At 71.6% G+C, this 17,289-nt stretch carries 16 protein-coding genes; 15 read left to right on the forward strand and 1 reads right to left on the reverse strand.

Annotated features, from left to right (window positions below):
* The first annotated feature begins 1 nt into the window (after position 1).
* From CUC05_RS03555 to CUC05_RS03575, 5 genes are all read left to right on the forward strand, one after another.
* A complete protein-coding gene (locus tag CUC05_RS03555) occupies positions 2–1,255 on the forward strand; it encodes a CinA family nicotinamide mononucleotide deamidase-related protein (RefSeq protein ID WP_157965168.1) in 1,254 nt (417 codons plus the stop codon).
* Positions 1,255–1,812 (forward strand): RNA 2',3'-cyclic phosphodiesterase, encoded by a 558-nt coding sequence (gene thpR / locus CUC05_RS03560; protein WP_108664705.1) that lies wholly within the window; start codon positions 1,255–1,257, stop codon positions 1,810–1,812. The genes CUC05_RS03555 and thpR overlap by 1 nt, the downstream gene beginning before the upstream one ends.
* Positions 1,813–2,003: 191 nt before the next feature.
* Positions 2,004–2,441: a hypothetical protein gene (locus CUC05_RS03565; protein WP_108664706.1), complete on the forward strand. Its 438-nt coding sequence runs from the start codon at positions 2,004–2,006 to the stop codon at positions 2,439–2,441.
* Positions 2,442–2,659: 218 nt separating this feature from the next.
* Entirely contained in the window at positions 2,660–3,712 is a 1,053-nt protein-coding gene (recA, locus tag CUC05_RS03570) for a recombinase RecA (protein WP_108664707.1), read from the forward strand.
* Complete coding sequence (locus CUC05_RS03575; RefSeq protein ID WP_108664708.1) at positions 3,709–4,332, forward strand: regulatory protein RecX; 624 nt, start codon at positions 3,709–3,711, stop codon at positions 4,330–4,332. The genes recA and CUC05_RS03575 overlap by 4 nt, the downstream gene beginning before the upstream one ends.
* A 179-nt stretch (positions 4,333–4,511) precedes the next feature.
* Here CUC05_RS03575 and CUC05_RS03580 read toward each other — a convergent pair whose 3' ends face one another.
* On the reverse strand, positions 4,512–5,345 hold the full coding sequence (locus CUC05_RS03580; RefSeq protein WP_108664709.1) for a hypothetical protein: 834 nt from the start codon (positions 5,343–5,345) through the stop codon (positions 4,512–4,514).
* 281 nt (positions 5,346–5,626) lie between these two features.
* Between CUC05_RS03580 and CUC05_RS25255 the strand changes: the two genes are divergently transcribed.
* From CUC05_RS25255 to CUC05_RS03625, 10 genes are all read left to right on the forward strand, one after another.
* On the forward strand, positions 5,627–5,920 hold the full coding sequence (locus CUC05_RS25255) for a hypothetical protein (RefSeq protein ID WP_157965169.1): 294 nt from the start codon (positions 5,627–5,629) through the stop codon (positions 5,918–5,920).
* 11 nt (positions 5,921–5,931) lie between these two features.
* Positions 5,932–7,347, forward strand: coding sequence for a tRNA (N6-isopentenyl adenosine(37)-C2)-methylthiotransferase MiaB (gene miaB, locus CUC05_RS03585; RefSeq protein WP_157965170.1), 1,416 nt, complete (start codon positions 5,932–5,934; stop codon positions 7,345–7,347).
* An 11-nt stretch (positions 7,348–7,358) separates the two neighbouring features.
* Positions 7,359–8,300: a tRNA (adenosine(37)-N6)-dimethylallyltransferase MiaA gene (gene miaA, locus CUC05_RS03590; RefSeq protein ID WP_108664711.1), complete on the forward strand. Its 942-nt coding sequence runs from the start codon at positions 7,359–7,361 to the stop codon at positions 8,298–8,300.
* Between the two features lie 43 nt (positions 8,301–8,343).
* Positions 8,344–9,171 (forward strand): diaminopimelate epimerase, encoded by an 828-nt coding sequence (gene dapF / locus CUC05_RS03595; RefSeq protein ID WP_205712109.1) that lies wholly within the window; start codon positions 8,344–8,346, stop codon positions 9,169–9,171.
* Complete coding sequence (hflX, locus tag CUC05_RS03600) at positions 9,168–10,670, forward strand: GTPase HflX (protein WP_108664981.1); 1,503 nt, start codon at positions 9,168–9,170, stop codon at positions 10,668–10,670. Before dapF ends, hflX begins: the two co-directional genes overlap by 4 nt.
* A gap of 26 nt (positions 10,671–10,696) precedes the next feature.
* A complete protein-coding gene (locus CUC05_RS03605; protein ID WP_157965171.1) occupies positions 10,697–13,195 on the forward strand; it encodes an ATP-binding cassette domain-containing protein in 2,499 nt (832 codons plus the stop codon).
* Positions 13,192–13,887 carry a response regulator transcription factor gene (locus CUC05_RS03610; protein WP_108664714.1) on the forward strand — a complete coding sequence of 232 codons (696 nt, stop codon included), beginning with the start codon at positions 13,192–13,194 and terminating at the stop codon, positions 13,885–13,887. The genes CUC05_RS03605 and CUC05_RS03610 overlap by 4 nt, the downstream gene beginning before the upstream one ends.
* Before the next feature lie 121 nt (positions 13,888–14,008).
* The gene (locus tag CUC05_RS03615) at positions 14,009–15,184 is read left to right on the forward strand and encodes a sugar ABC transporter substrate-binding protein (RefSeq protein WP_205712110.1); all 1,176 of its coding nucleotides are present in this window, start codon (positions 14,009–14,011) and stop codon (positions 15,182–15,184) included.
* An 86-nt stretch (positions 15,185–15,270) separates the two neighbouring features.
* On the forward strand, positions 15,271–16,062 hold the full coding sequence (locus tag CUC05_RS03620; RefSeq protein ID WP_108664715.1) for an ATP-binding cassette domain-containing protein: 792 nt from the start codon (positions 15,271–15,273) through the stop codon (positions 16,060–16,062).
* Positions 16,059–17,285, forward strand: a complete 1,227-nt coding sequence (locus tag CUC05_RS03625; protein ID WP_108664716.1) for a sugar ABC transporter permease — start codon at positions 16,059–16,061, stop codon at positions 17,283–17,285. The genes CUC05_RS03620 and CUC05_RS03625 overlap by 4 nt, the downstream gene beginning before the upstream one ends.
* Positions 17,286–17,289 lie beyond the last annotated feature (4 nt).

Raw genomic sequence — 17,289 nt, forward strand, 5'->3', positions numbered from 1 at the left:
CGTGGGGACGACCGCAGAGATCATCGCGATCGGCGCCGAGCTGCTGCTTGGCGACAACACCGACACCAACTCCACGTGGTTGTCGCAGCGGCTCGTCGAGCTCGGCGTGACCGTGGTCCGCCACACCTCCGTCGGTGATGGGATCGACGACATGGCCACCGCGCTGGAGGAGGCGCTCGGGCGTGCGGACGTGGTGCTGACCACCGGCGGGCTCGGTCCGACCCAGGACGACCTCACCCGGGTCGCCCTCGCCCGGGTGGCTGGCGCGCCGCTGGTCCGCGACGAGGCGACCCTGGCCGATATCCAGGCGTACTTCGAGTCGCGAGGCCGCGTCATGTCGCCGTCCAACGCCCAGCAGGCCGACATCCCCGAGGGTGGCCGCTGGTTGACGCGCGTCGGCTCCGCACCCGGCCTGGCGCTGGAGGTCGACGGCGGCCTCGTCGTCTGCATGCCGGGTGTCCCGAGCGAGATGCACGTCATGTTCGAGCAGGACGTCGTCGCGATGCTCGTCGAGCGTGGCGGCCTGTCCACGACCGTCACCCGTACCGTGCGCACCGCGGGGCTCAGCGAGAGCGGCATCGCCGACACGCTCGCCGAGCTGGTCGCCCGGGTCGAGCGCGACGGCGGCCCGACGATCGCCTTCCTTGCCTCCAGGGGCGAGACGCGGGTCAAGGTGACCGCGACTGCCCCCGACCGGCCCACCGCGCTGGCCGCCATCGACCCGGTGGTGGAGGAGGTCGTGGCCCTGCTCGGCACCGGGGTCATGGGCCTTGACGACGAGGGGGTCGAGCACGCCATCGGACGCCTGCTGGGGGCCCACGGCTGGACGCTCGCCGTGGCCGAGTCCATGACCGGAGGAGGAGTGGGGGCACGCCTCGTGACGGTCCCCGGTGCGTCCGCGTGGTTCCGCGGTGGCCTGATCACCTACGCGACCGAGGTCAAGGCGTTGCTGGCCGGCCTGGACCCTGCGGGCCTGGCCGGGACCGGCCCCGTCGAGGGGGCGACCGCGGAGGCCCTGGCCCGCGCTGCCGCGGAGCGCTGCAGCGCCGACGTCGGGCTCGGCATCGTCGGCGTGGCCGGCCCCGAGCCGGTCGGTGACGCCCCGGTCGGCACGGTTCGGGTCGCGGTCGTGGTGGCCGGCACCACGGCCGTGGTCGAGGAGATGCGGATGCCCGGCCGATCCCGCGTCGACATCCAGTCCTTCGGGGCGTCCGGCGCCCTGTCGGTGCTGCACGCGGTCCTGCGGACCGCCTGATGCGCAGCTTCGTCGCGCTTCCCGTCCCAACGGCGGTCGCGACGATGATCCAGCCGGCAGTCGGCGTCCTGCGGGACCGCTGGCCGGGGCTGCGCTGGACCGATCCGCTGGGCTGGCACCTGACCCTCGCGTTCCTGGGCGAGGTCGACGATGCGACGGCGACCGCGGTGTGCGACGCGGTCCGGTCCGCTGTCGCGGATGTGCCGTCGGTGGCGGTTCGCCTGCCGGGGTCTGCCGACACCGCACCCGGGTCACGGGGGATCGTGTGGCTTCCTGTGACATCACCGCCGCTGCCCGCGCTGGCAGAAGGAGTCCGGGACGCCTGCGACGCCGCCGGGGCCCCGCCGGACCGCGACCGGGCGTTCCGAGGACACCTGACCCTCTGCCGGGTCCCGCGCCGATCGACGGACGATCCCGCCGCACTCGCCCGGACGGTCGCGGCCGCCTACGACGGTCCGCCGCTGTCGTGGACCGCCGACCGGGTCGAGGTCCTCCGCAGCGACCGCACCGCCACCGGCGCACGGTACGTGGAGCTGGCGAGCATCCCGCTCACCTGACCCCCGCTCACCTGCCCCCCGCTCACCTGACTGACCCCGCACCGAACGCGGGCCGGTCAGGGGGACAGTGGAGGATCAGGGGTCGATGTCACACCGCGGGCGTACGCTTCGGGCATCGGAATCACGGGTGTGTGATTACCGACCGGTCGTGGGGATGCGACCGGGTGACACGGGAAGGCAGGCGCAGAAGGATGCACGACGCCCAGGGGAACGCGGTCACCATCGACCTGACCGACGACACGACCGCCAGGCGGTTCGGCGCGACCACGCTGCCGGTGGGCCGTCGGGCCCAGCTGCTGGCGCTCCGGCAGCAGCTGGAGTGGTGCGAGCAGGCCGTGATGGCCGCCCAGCGCGACGCCGACCGGGCGATGCGCAGCAGCGACCTGAGCGACGACGAACGCTGGCGGGCCGTCCAGAAGCTCAGGGCGCTGTCGTGGAAGGTCTGCCGCGAGGTGCTGCCGCTGATCAGCCGCGTCCCCCCGGGACTGCGTGATCACGAGGCCTACAGGGGCGTGGAGGAGGCGGGCCACTCGCTGCGACGGCGGACCGAGGACGCCATGCGCGACAACGCCAACTACGCCGTCGACCTGGTGAACGCCGCCAACGACCGGGTCACGGCCCGCTGGTGACGCCCGCCGGCTGACGACGGGCCGGCGCCAGGCATGCCGTCCACGGACGTCCCCTCGACATGCTTGGCACTCGAACGATTGTTCGATACCGTGGGGGGAGGTGCAGTTGTCCACAGCCGCGTCGGATCATCCGGCCTCGATGTCACACCCCCGACGTACCGTCGACCAGACAGACCCACACAGACCCACACCGGCCGCGAGGCCGGCAGGAGGACACCATGGCCAAGACCGACCGTGAGAAGGCGCTCGAGCTGGCGCTCGGTTCGATCGAGAAGCAGTTCGGCAAGGGCGCGATCATGCGCATGGACGAGGGTGCCCAGCAGAAGGTCGCCACGATCCCCACGGGCGCGATCGGCCTGGACGTCGCGCTGGGTGTGGGCGGGTTCCCCCGTGGACGGGTCTGCGAGATCTACGGCCCCGAGTCCAGCGGCAAGACGACCGTGGCCCTGCACGCCATCGCCGAGGCGCAGAAGGCCGGCGGGATCGCCGCGTTCATCGACGCCGAGCACGCGCTGGACCCCACCTACGCCCGGGCGCTCGGGGTCGACGTCGACGCCCTCCTGGTGTCCCAGCCCGACACCGGTGAGCAGGCCCTGGAGATCACCGACACGCTCGTCCGCTCCGGCGCCGTCGACCTGCTCGTCGTCGACTCCGTGGCTGCCCTGACGCCCCGTGCCGAGATCGAGGGCGAGATGGGCGACTCCCACGTCGGCCTGCAGGCCCGCCTGATGAGCCAGGCGCTGCGCAAGCTCGCCGGTCACCTGAACAAGTCCCGGACCTGCTGCATCTTCATCAACCAGCTGCGCGAGAAGATCGGCGTGATGTTCGGCTCGCCCGAGACCACCCCCGGCGGTCGTGCCCTGAAGTTCTACTCCTCCGTGCGGTTGGACATCCGTCGCATCGAGTCGCTGAAGGACGGCCAGGACTTCGTCGGGAACCGGGTTCGTGTCAAGGTCGTGAAGAACAAGCTGGCCCCGCCCTTCCGCAAGGCCGAGTTCGACATCATGTTCGGCGAGGGCATCTCCAAGGAGGGCTCGTTGATCGACATGGGGGTCGAGCACGGGATCATCCGCAAGGCGGGTGCCTGGTACACCTACGACGGCGAACAGCTCGGCCAGGGCCGCGAGAACGCCCGCAGCTTCCTCAAGGAGCACGGCGACGTCGCGGACGAGATCTACAAGCGGACCATCGAGATGCTGGGCCTCGTGCCGACCGACGTCACCGGCGACGACAGCCTCGAGATCGACGAGGCGCTGGCCCTCGACGCGTGAGCGACCCGGAGGTCATCGCCCGCCTCCGTGCCGCGATGGAGGCGGCCGGGGTCGACAGGACTGCCCCGGGCGCCGCTGCGCCCGACGCTGCTCCCGACGATGTCCCCGGTGGCTTGGCGGGCGTGCCGGACGACGTGGACGCAGCGGCACTGTCCAAGGCGATCGCCTACCTGACCCGCAGCGCGTCACGTCATCCGCTGACGGTCGCGGAGGCGCGCGACAAGCTCATCGCACGCGAGTACGACGACGCTGTCGCCGACGCGGCGGTCGCCCGCGCCGTCGCGACGCGGATGCTCGACGACGAGGGGTTCGCCCGCGCATGGGTGGATGACCGCGGGGTCAAGCGGGGCTACGGCCGGCGTCGGCTGCACCGCGAGCTCACGAAGCGAAAGGTCCCCGAACCGGTCATCGACGCAGCGCTGGCCCAGCTCGACGAGGTCGACGAGACGGCCCAGGCGCTGGACTTCGCACGCCAGCGCGCCCAGCGGATGCCGGCCGACCTGCCGCCGGCGCGGGTGGCCCAGCGGCTGGTCGGCATGCTCGTCCGCCGCGGGTTCGACTCGGGTACGGCGCACCAGGCCGCTCGCGAGGCCACCGCCCTCGACCGCGACTGGGACTGAACTGGATTCATTCCCCCGGACGAACCGCGGACCCCGCCGGGTGATCGACGGGGTCCGAGGCCCTAGGAGGCTGGTGTCTCTGGAGGTGAATGGCCCACACGGCCTGGCGGCCTGCACGGCCTGGCGGCCTGCACGGCCTGGCGGCCCATACGGCCTGGAGGCCCATACGGCCTGGCGGCCTACACGTCCAGGGTGGTGACCGTCAGGCGGTCGGCGCGGCGGCGCATGCCGTACCCGGCAGCGCCGAGCAGGCCGAGGCCGGTCGCGGTGATCCAGGCGGCCGACCCGTCGGTGTAGGGGACCATCGCGGCGCCGGTGAACCGCAGGGCGTCGGCGGCGGCCTGCTGGATCGGTGCGGCCGTGGTGGTGGGGGGCGCGATCATCGGGGTCTCGTACTCCATCGGGACCGAGACCATGGGCGCTTCGTAGGGCTGCAGCGTCAGGCCGTTCTGGCTGCGGACGCCGTCGATGTTGGCGCCGAGGTTGGCCGGCTGGATGGTCGGGGTGCCGGCGACGCGACCGTCGGCGGCGGGGGCCTGGGGCTCGACGACCTCGGTGGGGGCCTTGCCGGCCGCCGTCACCTTGGTGGGCTCCGCCTCGGCGCCGTCGTCGGTGGTCACGGTGCCGCCCTGCGAGCCGGACTGGGGTGCGGGCGCCGCCGGGGGAGCGGGGACACCCTGGTTGTCGTCCGCGGGAGCGTCGTCCCCGAGCAGTCCGGCGGGGACCTCCTCCACCAGGGGGGCGACCGCGTCCAGGGGCAGGGCGTCGGTCACGGGGGCGACGGCCTCCACGACCGGGGCGACCGTCTCGACGACGTCGTCGACGACACCGCAGGCCGCATCCACGATCGGGTCGGCGCTGGACTCGGCGGCGCAGGCCGGCAGGGTCTCCTGGGGGGTGTCCAGCAGCTGGGCCGTCACCGGGACGACCGGCAGCAGCATCGCCGCACCGGCCAGGCTGGTGAACGCGATGGCACGGGGGGTGCGACGACGGGGGGAAGTGGGGTGGGCCACTGGGGGATCTCCTGCGGTTCGGTGCGGCTCTTCGCGGAACCCAACGACGCCCGCTGCGTCGTGTGACGGTTCTTCAGTGGAGTTTTCGCCCTTCGACACCGGATCTCCTGCTGTCGGTCGGACAGTGGAGGTATCGGGTGACCGCGGCCGGACCTGTAGGACGTTGTCCTGTGACGCCGCGGTCATGGATGGACCAGCGGCGCCCGGGGGGCGGCTGGGCAGTCTCGACCACAACCCGTAGGCTGGTCAACCGCCCCGCTATCGGATGAGGAGAACCGCACGTGAACGTGCTGCAGGTCTGGATGTTGATCGGTGTCCCCGCGCTGGCGCTCGCCGGTGCGCTCTTCGTGCGCCGTTCGCCCTGGCGGTCCGTCGTCGGCTACGCCGTCCTGTTCGCCGGCTTCGGTGGCATGGCGGTCTACGACCGGGCCAACGCCGCCGTCTTCGGTGGCCTCATCGCGTTGCTGTACGCCGCTGGCCGTGGCGGCAGCCTGGAGCGGATCGACACCCGAGCCGACGAGCTGGCCGTCCCCGACGCGTCGCTGCACCCCAAGCGTCGCGCGGCGCAGGGCTGATCGAGGATTCCGTGAGCGCACGTACCTACTTCATCCGCACCTACGGGTGCCAGATGAACGAGCACGACTCCGAGCGCGCCGCTGGCGTGCTGGAGACGATGGGCTATCGCCCCGCCCCCGACGCCGAGTCGGCGGGCCTCGTGCTGCTCAACACGTGCGCCATCCGGGAGAACGCCGACAACAAGCTGTACGGCCAGCTCTCCCACCTCAAGCCGCTGAAGCTGGCGGACCCCTCCAAGACCATCGTGGTCGGTGGCTGCCTGGCCCAGAAGGACCAGGACAAGCTGGCCGAGAAGGCCCCGTACGTCGACGTGGTGTACGGCACGCACAACATGGGTCGCCTGCCGGAGCTGCTCGCGCAGGCCGACTCCGCGGCGCTGCCCGTCGTGGAGATCCTCGAGCACACCCAGATGTTCCCCTCGGCGCTGCCGTCGATGCGGGAGGTGCGCCACCATGCATGGGTGTCGATCTCGATCGGCTGCGACAACACCTGTGCGTTCTGCATCGTCCCCTCGCTCCGCGGCCCGGAGAAGTCCCGCAAGCTCGGCGACATCGTCAGCGAAGCCCGCGAGCTGGTCGCCGACGGCGTCACCGAGATCACGCTGCTCGGCCAGAACGTCAACAGCTACGGCCGTGACCTGGTCCGTGCCGGTGAGGTGCCCGCGGAGTTCGCGGACGGCTCGCGCAACCGCACGCTCTTCGCCGAGCTGCTCCACATGCTCGGCGACGTGGACGGGCTGGACCGCATCCGGTTCACCTCTCCTCACCCCAAGGACTTCACTTCCGACGTGTTCGCCGCGATGCGCGACGTGCCCACGGTCATGGAGCAGCTGCACCTGCCCCTGCAGGCCGGCAGCGACCGGATCCTGAAGCTGATGCAGCGCAGCTACCGCTCCCGCCGGTTCCTGGACCTCGTCGCCGAGGCCCGTGACACCATCCCCGGCCTGGCCATCTCCACCGACATCATCGTCGGCTTCCCCGGCGAGACCGAGGAGGACTTCCAGGCCACCCTCGACGTCACCGAGCAGGCCCGGTTCGACTCGGCCTTCACCTTCAAGTACTCCAAGCGTCCCGGTACGACCGCCGTCGACCTGCCCGACCACGTCGAGCAGCACGTCATGGACGAGCGGTTCATCCGCCTCGCCGAGCTGACCAAGCGGCTGTCGGCGGAGTCCCACGCCCGCCAGGTCGGCACCGTGCAGGAGGTCGTGGTCGAGGGCCCGTCCAAGACCGACGACTCCCGGCTAAGCGGCCGCACCCGCCACAACCGCCTCGTGCACTTCCCGGTCGTCGAGGGCCTTGCGTCGGGTGCCAGGGCCAACGTGGCCGTGACCGACGCCGCCGCGCACTACCTGCTCGGTGAGGTCACCGACGCCGACGTCACCCCGGCCGTGCCCACCCCGGGCCCGGCCACCGCGATCGCCTGAGCGAGCCCACCGTGGAAGAGGTCGGACCCGACGGTCCGACGGGTCCGGTCGTCGCCGTCGTCGGGCCCACCGGCAGCGGCAAGTCCGCCGCAGCCATGGCCGCAGCCGATCGGCTGCACGACGCCGGCCACCCCGTCGAGCTGGTGGCGATCGACGCCTTCACCGTCTACCGCGGCTTGGACATCGGCACCGCCACACCCGGCCCCGAGGACCGTGCACGAGTTCCGCACCACCTGGTCGACGAGCTCGAACCCGACCAGGACTGCACCGTTCGGTGGTTCCAGCAGCGGGCCCGGACGGCGATCGCCGACGTGATCGGCCGCGGCGCGCTGCCCCTGCTGGTCGGCGGCTCGGGCCTGTACTACCGGGCGGTCGTCGACGCCATGGTCTTCCCGCCGACCGACCCGGCGGTCCGCGAACGGCTGGAGGGGGAGTGGGCCCACGACCCGGCGGCGGCACATCAGCACCTCGCCGCCCTGGATCCCGAGGCGGCAGGCCGCATCGACCCGCTCAACCTGCGACGCACGGTCCGTGCGCTGGAGGTCATCGAGCTGACCAGCCAGCCGTTCTCCAGCTTCCACCGCGTGTGGCAGAGCCACGAGAGCATCTATCCGGGCCTCTCCGTCATCGGGGTCGACGTCGACCGGCGCGACCTGGCCGACCGGTTGGAACGCCGCACCCATCGGATGCTCGAGGACGGGTGGCTGGATGAGGCGGCCGCCCTGAGGGACCGGACGCTGTCCGACACCGCCCGCCAGGCCATCGGCTACGCCGAGCTGTTCGCCCACCTCGACGGCGAGATGACCCTCGAGGACGCGACCGAGCGCATCGTCATCCGCACCCGGCAGTTCGCCGCCAAGCAACGCCGCTGGTTCCGCAAGGACCCACGGATCCAGTGGCAGCCGGCCGACGCCGTCCCCGCTGCCGTCGAGGCCGCCGCTAGGCTGGGCTGACGCCCACACACGACCCACGGAGAGCACCCTGGAGTTCCTGAAGGTGCACGGAGCCGGCAACGACTTCGTGCTGCTGCCCGACCTCGACGACCGCGTCGACCTGACCGCCGACCTGGCCGCTGCGCTGTGCCATCGGCAGATGGGGATCGGCGGTGACGGGGCCATCCGCGTCGGCCCCGCCCGACCCGGCACCGACGCCGATGTCTTCATGGACTACCGCAACGCCGACGGTGGCCTGTCGGAGATGTGCGGCAACGGGGTTCGCACCGTCGCCAAGTACCTCGCCGACCGCCAGCCCATGGACGTCGTCGCCGTCGACACGCGCGCGGGCGTCAAGCGGGTCGTCATCCACCGCGGCCCCGACGGCCTGACCGACACGTGCACCGTCGACATGGGCGCCCCCGTGACCGGCGAGGTCGGCCGGACGATCGTGCTCGACGACGGCACGACCGCCACCGTCACGATCGTCTCGATGGGCAACCCCCACGCGGTCCTCCTCGTCGACGACGTGGCGACCGCGCCGGTGACCACCCTCGGCCCGCGCCTGGAGACCCACCCGGACTTCCCCGAGGGGACCAACGTCGAGTTCATCGCCGCACGCCCCGACGGTGGCGTCGACGGACGCATCTGGGAACGCGGCGTCGGTGAGACCATGGCCTCGGGGACCGGCGGATCGGCCATGGCCGTCGCCGCCCACCTCAACGGACTCGCCGACCGGACCACCGACGTGCACCTGCCCGGCGGCGTGCTCCGCATCGAGTGGACCGAGGAGACCCTCTTCGTGACCGGTCCGGCGGTCGAGGTCGGCAAGGGGTTCCTCGACGACGCATGGCTGGCCACTGCTGCCAGCGGGACGGGGGCATCCGCATGAGCGACCCAGACCAGGGACCGAGCGAGGAGCACGACGACATCGACGAGACCGTGATCGACAGCGACGAACCGACCGAGCTGGGCTGGGACATCGAGGACCCCGCGTCCGACAGTGAAGGTGGCCTCCGGATCGGTCGTGCGCAGCGCCGTCGGCTCGAGGCCGAGCGCATCGAGGACCACGCCCCGCAGGAGGGTGTGAAGATCTTCCGGCAGGTCGACGCGGCCGTCATCGTCGGGCTGCACCTGCCCGGCGAGACCAGCCACGACGTCGACGCCTCCCTCGACGAGATGGAGCAGCTGCTGGAAACCGCCGGCGGCATGACCGTCGGTCGGGTCGTGCAACGGCGCGACCACCCCGACGTCGCCACGTTCCTCGGCCGCGGCAAGGTCCAGGAGCTCAAGGACCTCGTCGGCCAGCTCGGTGCCGACGCGGTCGTGTTCGACGACGACCTGTCCCCGGCCCAGCAGCGCAACCTGGAGGAGAAGCTGAAGGTCAAGGTGCTCGACCGCACCATCGTGATCCTCGACATCTTCGCCCAGCACGCCTCGTCCTCGGAGGGCACCGCCCAGGTCGAGCTGGCCCAGCTGACCTACCTGCTGCCCCGCCTGCGAGGGTGGGGTGACGCCCTGTCCCGTCAGGCCGGTGGTGTCGGCGTCGGCATGCGAGGTCCCGGTGAGACCCAGCTCGAGGTCGACCGACGGAAGCTCAACCGTCGCATCACCAAGCTGAAGCGCGATCTCGCGGCCGCCCAGAAGATCCGCCAGACCAAGTCGCTCAAGCGGCGTCGCAACAAGGTCCGTGCGGCCGCCATCGTCGGCTACACCAACGCCGGCAAGTCCACCCTGATGAACGCCATGACCGGGGCCGACGTGCTGGTCGCCGACCAGCTGTTCGCCACCCTGGACACGACCGCCCGCCGGCTGGACCTGCCCGACGGACGCACCATCGTGCTGACCGACACCGTCGGGTTCGTCAAGAAGCTGCCGACGCAGCTGGTCGAGTCGTTCAAGTCCACGCTGGAGGACACCCTCAACGCCGACCTGCTCGTGCACGTCGTCGACGCGTCCCACGAGGAGGCGGAGGGGCACGTCCTGGCCGTCAACCGCGTCCTCGCAGAGATCGGCGCGGGGGACATGCCACGGGTGCTGGTCCTCAACAAGATCGACCGCTGCGACCCCGACGACCTGGTCGGCCTGGCCCGGACCGTCGAGGCGCACGGCGAAGCCGTCCACGAGGTGTCGGCCGCCACCGGACAGGGCGTGCAGGCGCTCATCGACGGGATCGCCGAACGCATCCCACCGCACCGCAAGGTCGTCGAGGCGCTGATCCCGTACTCCCGCGCCGATCTGGTCGCCCGCGCCCACGCCGGCGGGGAGGTCCTCAAGCGCGAGGACCGCGAGGACGGCACCTGGATCGTGGCCAACGTCTCGCCCAGGGTCGGGGCCGAGCTCGTCCCCTTCGCCACCAGCGACCCGTGGGCCACGGACGACGATGGCTGAGCACCGAGGGGACTGAGGACACCTCCATGAGCCGAGGGGTGCTGGAGGTCCGCGACGTCCACCGACGGTTCGCGACGGTCGACGTCCTGCGGGGGGTGGACTTCGCGGTGCACCCCGACGAGCTGATCGCCCTGGTCGGCGAGAACGGCGCCGGCAAGACCACCCTCGTCCGCTGCATCGCCGGCAGCCTGGTCCCGGACCGCGGACAGGTCCTGGTCAACGGGCTTCCCGTCGACCGGAACGGTGGTGCCCCGATGGCGGGAGTGGAGGTGGTCTGGCAGGACCTGGCCCTGTGCGACAACCTCGACGTGATCGACAACCTGTTCCTCGGGCGCGAGGACGGGGCGCTGCTGGGACGGCGCGAGGACGAGCAGGTGCTGGCCCGCGGGCTCTTCGACCGGCTCGGCGTGGCCATGCCCGACCCCGACCGTCCCGTGGCCAGCTTCTCCGGCGGGCAACGCCAGACGATCGCGCTGGCACGGACGCTCGTGCGGCCACCCTCGCTGCTGGTCCTCGACGAACCCACCGGGGCGCTGGATTCCTCCGGTGTCCACGCCGTCCGGTCGCTGCTCAAGGGCATGCGGGCGCAGCGCACGGCGATCCTGCTGATCAGCCACGACCTCGACCTCGTCTGCGAGGTCGCCGACCGGGTCCTCGTGCTCCGTGACGGGGTCATCAGCCACGACGTCCGCCGGCCGGACCTCACCCCGGACCTTCTGCGCGGCTGCATGTCGGGGCTCGAAGCCGACGTCCTGGCCCGCCAGCAGCTGCACGGGCTCCGCTCGTTGGTGGATCAGCTGGCCGACGTCGAACCCACCGACGTGCTGCCGCTGGTCGTCTCCGCCGTGGGGGTGGCGCTGGAGCAGCCGCGGCTGGCGCTGCACCTGCACCGGCCCCGGTCGGGTGATGGTGCGGGGTCGGGCAACGGCACGACATCGCTGCGGCTGGGTGCGGCGATGGGCCTGTCCGCGCCGCTCCGCGGACACCTCGACCGGCTGGTCGTCGGCGCCGGCCCGTCCGGGGTGCCGACCCCGCTCGCCGAGTGCATCGTCAGCCGGCGCCCGGTGGTCGTCGCGGACCTGCGTGAGCACGACAGCACCGATGCCGCAGCGCTGGTGACCGCCGGCATCCGCAGCATGTGGGCGGTTCCCCTGGTGGCCGGCCACGAGGTGCTCGGCACGTTGTCCGGCTACGGCACCGCGGCCGGTGGTGTGACCGACGAGGCGCTGGAGCTCGCGTCGCTGTACGCCGCACAGGCCGCCGCGGCCCTCGAACGCGACCGGTTCCTCGCCACCGTCACCCGGCGCAACCGGACCCTCGAGACGCTGCGACAGGTCCTGGAGACCCTCGCCGGCCCCGTCGGGGACGACGCCGGCCTCGTCATCGCCCTCGAGGCCCTGCGGGTCGGCCTCGGCGCCGAGGGCCTGGCACTCTCCGAACCCGATGACGCCCACGGATCGGAGGGCGACGGGGCATCGGGACGCGCCGCCGTCGCCCACGTCGTCGGCACCGGTGACGGAAGCTGGGTGCACCGCGCCGACCTGCCGCCCGCCGGTGACGCCGTGGCGACACGCGACGACGACGGTCGGGGGATCCTCACCGCCGTCGTCGCCGGACCGAGGCGCCGACACGTCCTCGCCGCACGCTGGGCTGCCGGGGAGTCCCCCCGCGACGGCGCAGCCGAGCTGCTGGTCGACGGCGCCCACTCGGTCCTGCTCGCCCTGGAACGACGCGCCCACGAAGCGGCCCGGCAGGAGACCACGGCGTTGCGCCGCAGCAACGACCTCCAGCGGACGTTCCTGTCCCGGCTCAGCCACGAGCTGCGGACCCCGCTGACGGCCATCCACGGGTACGCCGACACCCTGCGCCAACCCGACGTCGCGTGGGACCACTCCTCGACCCGACGGTTCCTCGACACCATCGCCCACGAGTCCGAACGGCTCGGCGACCTCGTCACCGACCTGCTCGACGCCTCCGCGATCGAGGCCGGCGTCCTGCGGCTGCAGCTGCACTGGTGCGAGCTGCCCCCCATCGTCGACGCCGCCATCGCCTGCGTACCGACCACCGAGCCGGGGCGCATCGCCGTCGAGGTGCCGACCGACCTCCCGCCGGTGGTCGCCGACCACGCGCGCATCGAGCAGGCCCTGGTCAACCTGATCGGCAACGCCGTCCGCCACACCCCGGCCGGTACCCCGGTGTCCGTGCGAGCCGTCCTGGTCCGGCACGACGACGGCACCGACACCGTCGAGCTGACGGTCGCCGACCGGGGTCCCGGACTGCCCCCGCACGTCGCCGAGTCGCCGTTCGTGGCGGGGACACGGGGACCGGGCGACGGTGCCGGACTCGGCATGTCCATCACTCGTGGCATCGTGATCGCCCACGGCGGGACCGTGGACCTCTCGACGGGGCCGGACGGCACCACGGTCACGCTCGCCCTTCCCGTGGACGGACCCACCGAGGACGCACCCGGCTGGGAGCTGGACGATCGCGGCGGCAGCGGCCCCCGCACGGAGGCATCACGATGACCAACGCGCGAACCCGGGTCCTGGTGGTCGAGGACGACCCGAACATCTCCGACCTGATCCGCGCCAACCTGACCGCGCGCGGGTTCGATGTCGTGCTGTCCGCCGACGGGAAGGGTGTCGAACGGCTGGTCGACCGCGAGCACCCCGACGTGGTCCTGCTGGACCTGATGCTCCCCGAAGCCGACGGGTTCGAGCTGTGCCGACGCATCCGCGCCCGCTCGGAGGTCGGGATCATCGTGATCTCCGCCCGCGGCGGCGAGTCCGACAAGGTCCGTGCCCTCAACCAGGGGGCCGACGACTACATGACCAAACCCTTCGGCATCAACGAGCTGCTGGCTCGCATCACCGCCACGCTGCGTCGCACCCGGCCCGCGGAGACCACCGGCCCGTCCGCGCAGCGGATCGAGGTCGGCAACGTCCTGATCGACCTCGAGGCGCAGGGGGTCACCGTCGACGACACCCGGGTGCACCTCACCCCCACGGAGTTCGCAGTCCTGCGCGAGCTGGCGGTCGAGCAGGGCAAGGTGCTGACCCACGGGATGTTGCTGCGCCGGGTCTGGGGGCAGGCCTACGAGACCGAGACGGAGTACACGCGCGCCTACGTCCGTCGGCTCCGGGCGAAGCTGGAGAACCCCGGCTGTCCCGAGCTGATCATCACCGAGCCACGGACCGGCTACCGGCTGTCGAGCTGAGCCCGGCCGTTCACAGTTCGTTCACGGACGAAACAGGCCTTTCACACCTCGTTCACAGGATCGTTACTAGCGTGCTCGCAGGGCCGGCAAGGGCCGAGCCGAACGAGACTGGAGACACGAGATGGCACGAACCGGGATGACGAAGGTCCTGATGCTCCTGCTCGCGCTGGTGGTCGTCGCGACCGCCTGCAGCAGCAGCGACGACAGCGGCACCGACACCAGCGACGGCGGCGACACGACCGAGGCGACCGACGACGCCGGTGAGGACGCGGGTGAGGACGGCGGGGACGACACGGCGTCCGCCGGTGACGGCAGCATCTGGGTGCTCCTGCCCGACAGCGCCTCCTCCGCTCGCTGGGAGACCGATGACCGCCGGTTCTTCGAGGAAGCCTTCGACGAGGCCGGCGTGGAGTACAACATCGTCAACGCCGAGGGCGACGCCCAGCAGCAGATCAGCCAGGCCGAGCAAGCCATCGCCTCGGGTGCCGCCGTCATCCTGTTCGTCAACCTCGACTCGGGGTCCGGCGCAGCCATCATCGACCTCGCGCGTGAGGCCGACGTCGCCGTCATCGACTACGACCGCCTGACGATCGAGGGCCCCGGCGCCGACGTCTACGTCTCCTTCGACAACGTCGAGGTCGGCCGCACCATGGCCAGCGTCCTCGAGCCTGCCATCGACGAGCTGGATGTGGAGACGCCGCGCGTCGTCATGCTCAACGGTGGCCCGACCGACAACAACGCCACCCTCTTCCGCGAGGGCTACGCCGAGACCGTCGAGCCGCGGGTCGAGGCCGGCGACTGGGAGCTCGTCGCCGACGAGGCCGTCCCGGAGTGGGACAACGCCGAGGCGCTGACCATCTTCGAGCAGATCCTCGTCGACGCCGGCAACGACGTGGACGCGGTGTTCGCCGCCAACGACGGCCTCGCCAACTCCGTGATCGCCGCGCGCAAGAACGCTGGCCTCGACCCCTTCCCCGTCTCCGGACAGGACGCCACGGTCGGTGGCATCCAGAACATCCTCGCCGGTGACCAGACCATGACGGTCTACAAGCCGATCGCCGCCGAGGCCGCCGCTGCCGCCGAGGCTGCCATCGCCCTGCTGAACGGCGAGGACGTCGGCGCGCTGGCCGGTGGCCAGACGATCAACAACGGGTCCGCGGACCTGCCCTTCATCGCCCTGGAGCCGGTCGCGGTCACCGCCGACAACGTCGCGGACACCGTCATCGCCGACGGCTTCCGGACGTGGGAGGAGATCTGCGTCGGGGACTTCGAGGAGTTCTGCCCCGCCGACCGCTAGGTCGACTGCGGCAGCACCGGCGCCGACACCCCTCTTTCGGCGGGGGTGTCGGCGCCACCCAATCCTGACGGAGGAGACTGAACGGGATGTCCAACCAGCCCAATCCGGACACGCAGGCCCCCCTGCTGCAGTGCATCGGGGTCAGCAAGCACTTCGGCGCGGTCCGCGCGCTGCACGAGGTCGACTTCGAGGTACGGGCCGGTGAGGTCATGGCGCTCGTCGGCGACAACGGGGCCGGCAAGTCGACCCTGATCAAGGGCATCGCCGGCAGCCAGCCCTACGACGGCGGGACGGTGATCTTCGACGGCAAGGAGGTGCACCTCGACGGGCCCAAGGCCTCCGCAGCGCTCGGCATCGAGGTCGTCTACCAGGACCTGGCGCTGGCCGACAACCTCGACGTCGTCGCCAACATGTTCCTCGGTCGCGAACGGCTGAGCGGCCGGTTCCTCGACGAGGCCTCGATGGAGCAGGACTGCAAGGAGACCCTCGCCTCCCTGTCGGTCACCACCCTCCGGTCGGTCAGGACGCCCGTCGCGGCCCTGTCCGGCGGCCAGCGGCAGGCGATCGCCGTCGCCAAGGCCGTCATGTGGAACAGCCGCATCGTCGTGCTGGACGAACCCACCGCCGCCCTCGGCGTGGCGCAGACCCGGCAGGTCCTCGACCTCGTGGGCCGGCTCAGCGAGCGGGGCCTCGGGGTGGTGCTGATCAGCCACAACCTGCACGACATCTACGAGGTGGCCGATCGCATCACCGTGCTGCGCCTCGGCCAGCTCGTCGGGGTCTACCACCGCAACGAGGTCAGCCAGCAGGAGATCGTCCACGCCATCACCGCCGGCACCCTGCAGTCCGTGCCGGGCATGGAGGAAGAGGAACTGTGACCGCCCCCATCGAGACCCCCGCGTTCGCCCAACCCGCCAACGCCGACCTCGGCAGCTACGTCCGCGCCTGGTGGGCACGGACCAGGGCGGGTGACCTCGGCTCGCTGCCGATCCTCGTCGGCCTCGCGTTGATCGTCGTGGTCTTCGGCGCCCTCGAGCCGGTGTTCCTGACCAGCGCCAACTTCGTCAACCTGCTGCTGCAGATGTCGGGCATCGCCATCCTCGGCATCGGCATCGTCTTCGTGCTGCTCATCGCCGAGATCGACCTGTCGGTGGCCTACGTCAGCGCCGTCGGCGGGGTGGTCACGACCCTGCTGCTGCGGCCCGGTGACCCCGGCTGGCCCTGGTGGCTGGCCATCGCCGCCGGGCTGACGGTGACGACCTTCATCGGGTTCCTCCAGGGGCTCGTGATCACCTCCTTCGGCGTGCCGTCCTTCGTGGTGACCCTGGCCGGGTTCCTCGCATGGTCCGGCGTCGTGCTGATCCTCACCACCGAGACCAGCCAGGCCGGCACCATCATCATCCAGGACCGCGTCGTCCTCGGCCTGTCCAACACCTACCTGCCCGACGTGTGGGGTTGGCTGCTGGCAGCCGGTGTCACCGGTGGCTACGCCGCGGTCCAGCTGCTGCGGCAACGGTCGCGGCGGTCCCTGGACCTGGACGCCAAGCCCACGTCGGTCCTCGGCCTGCAGGTCGCTGGCCTGGCGGTCGTCACCGGGTTCGCGGCCTTCTACGCCAACCTCGACCGCGGTGTCCCCGTCGTGGCGCTCGTGGTGCTGGTCTTCCTCGTCGGCTGGACCGTGGTCGCCTCGCGCACGAGGTTCGGCCGCCACGTCTACGCCGTCGGTGGCAACCCCGAGGCGGCACGGCGCGCCGGCATCGACGTCGACCGGCTCCGCATCACCGTGTTCATGATCTCCAGCTTCATGGCCGGGGTCGGCGGGGTGATCCTCGCCTCGCGGCTGCGGTCGGTGTCGACCAACACCGGCAGCGGCAACCTCCTGCTGGAGGTCATCGCCGCCGCCGTCATCGGTGGGACCAGCCTGTTCGGCGGACGTGGACGGGTCATCTCCGCCCTGCTGGGCGCGCTCGTCATCGCGTCGGTCAGCAACGGCATGGACCTGCTCGGCCTGCCGGCGGGCGTCAAGTTCGTCGTGACGGGCCTGGTGCTGCTCGCCGCGGTGCTGGTGGACTCCATCTCCAAGCGCGGGCGCGCGGCCTGATCGG

Source organism: Euzebya rosea (genome assembly GCF_003073135.1).
GTDB classification, from domain to species: domain Bacteria; phylum Actinomycetota; class Nitriliruptoria; order Euzebyales; family Euzebyaceae; genus Euzebya; species Euzebya rosea.

What these genes read in the sequence shown, in the direction of transcription:
- CUC05_RS03620 (WP_108664715.1), top strand. Translation starts at nt 15,271, where the DNA reads ATGTCCAACCAGCCCAATCCGGACACGCAGGCCCCCCTGCTGCAGTGC.
- CUC05_RS03615 (WP_205712110.1), top strand. Translation starts at nt 14,009, where the DNA reads ATGGCACGAACCGGGATGACGAAGGTCCTGATGCTCCTGCTCGCGCTG.
- recA (WP_108664707.1), top strand. Translation starts at nt 2,660, where the DNA reads ATGGCCAAGACCGACCGTGAGAAGGCGCTCGAGCTGGCGCTCGGTTCG.
- CUC05_RS03610 (WP_108664714.1), top strand. Translation starts at nt 13,192, where the DNA reads ATGACCAACGCGCGAACCCGGGTCCTGGTGGTCGAGGACGACCCGAAC.
- thpR (WP_108664705.1), top strand. Translation starts at nt 1,255, where the DNA reads ATGCGCAGCTTCGTCGCGCTTCCCGTCCCAACGGCGGTCGCGACGATG.
- CUC05_RS03565 (WP_108664706.1), top strand. Translation starts at nt 2,004, where the DNA reads ATGCACGACGCCCAGGGGAACGCGGTCACCATCGACCTGACCGACGAC.
- hflX (WP_108664981.1), top strand. Translation starts at nt 9,168, where the DNA reads ATGAGCGACCCAGACCAGGGACCGAGCGAGGAGCACGACGACATCGAC.
- CUC05_RS03605 (WP_157965171.1), top strand. Translation starts at nt 10,697, where the DNA reads ATGAGCCGAGGGGTGCTGGAGGTCCGCGACGTCCACCGACGGTTCGCG.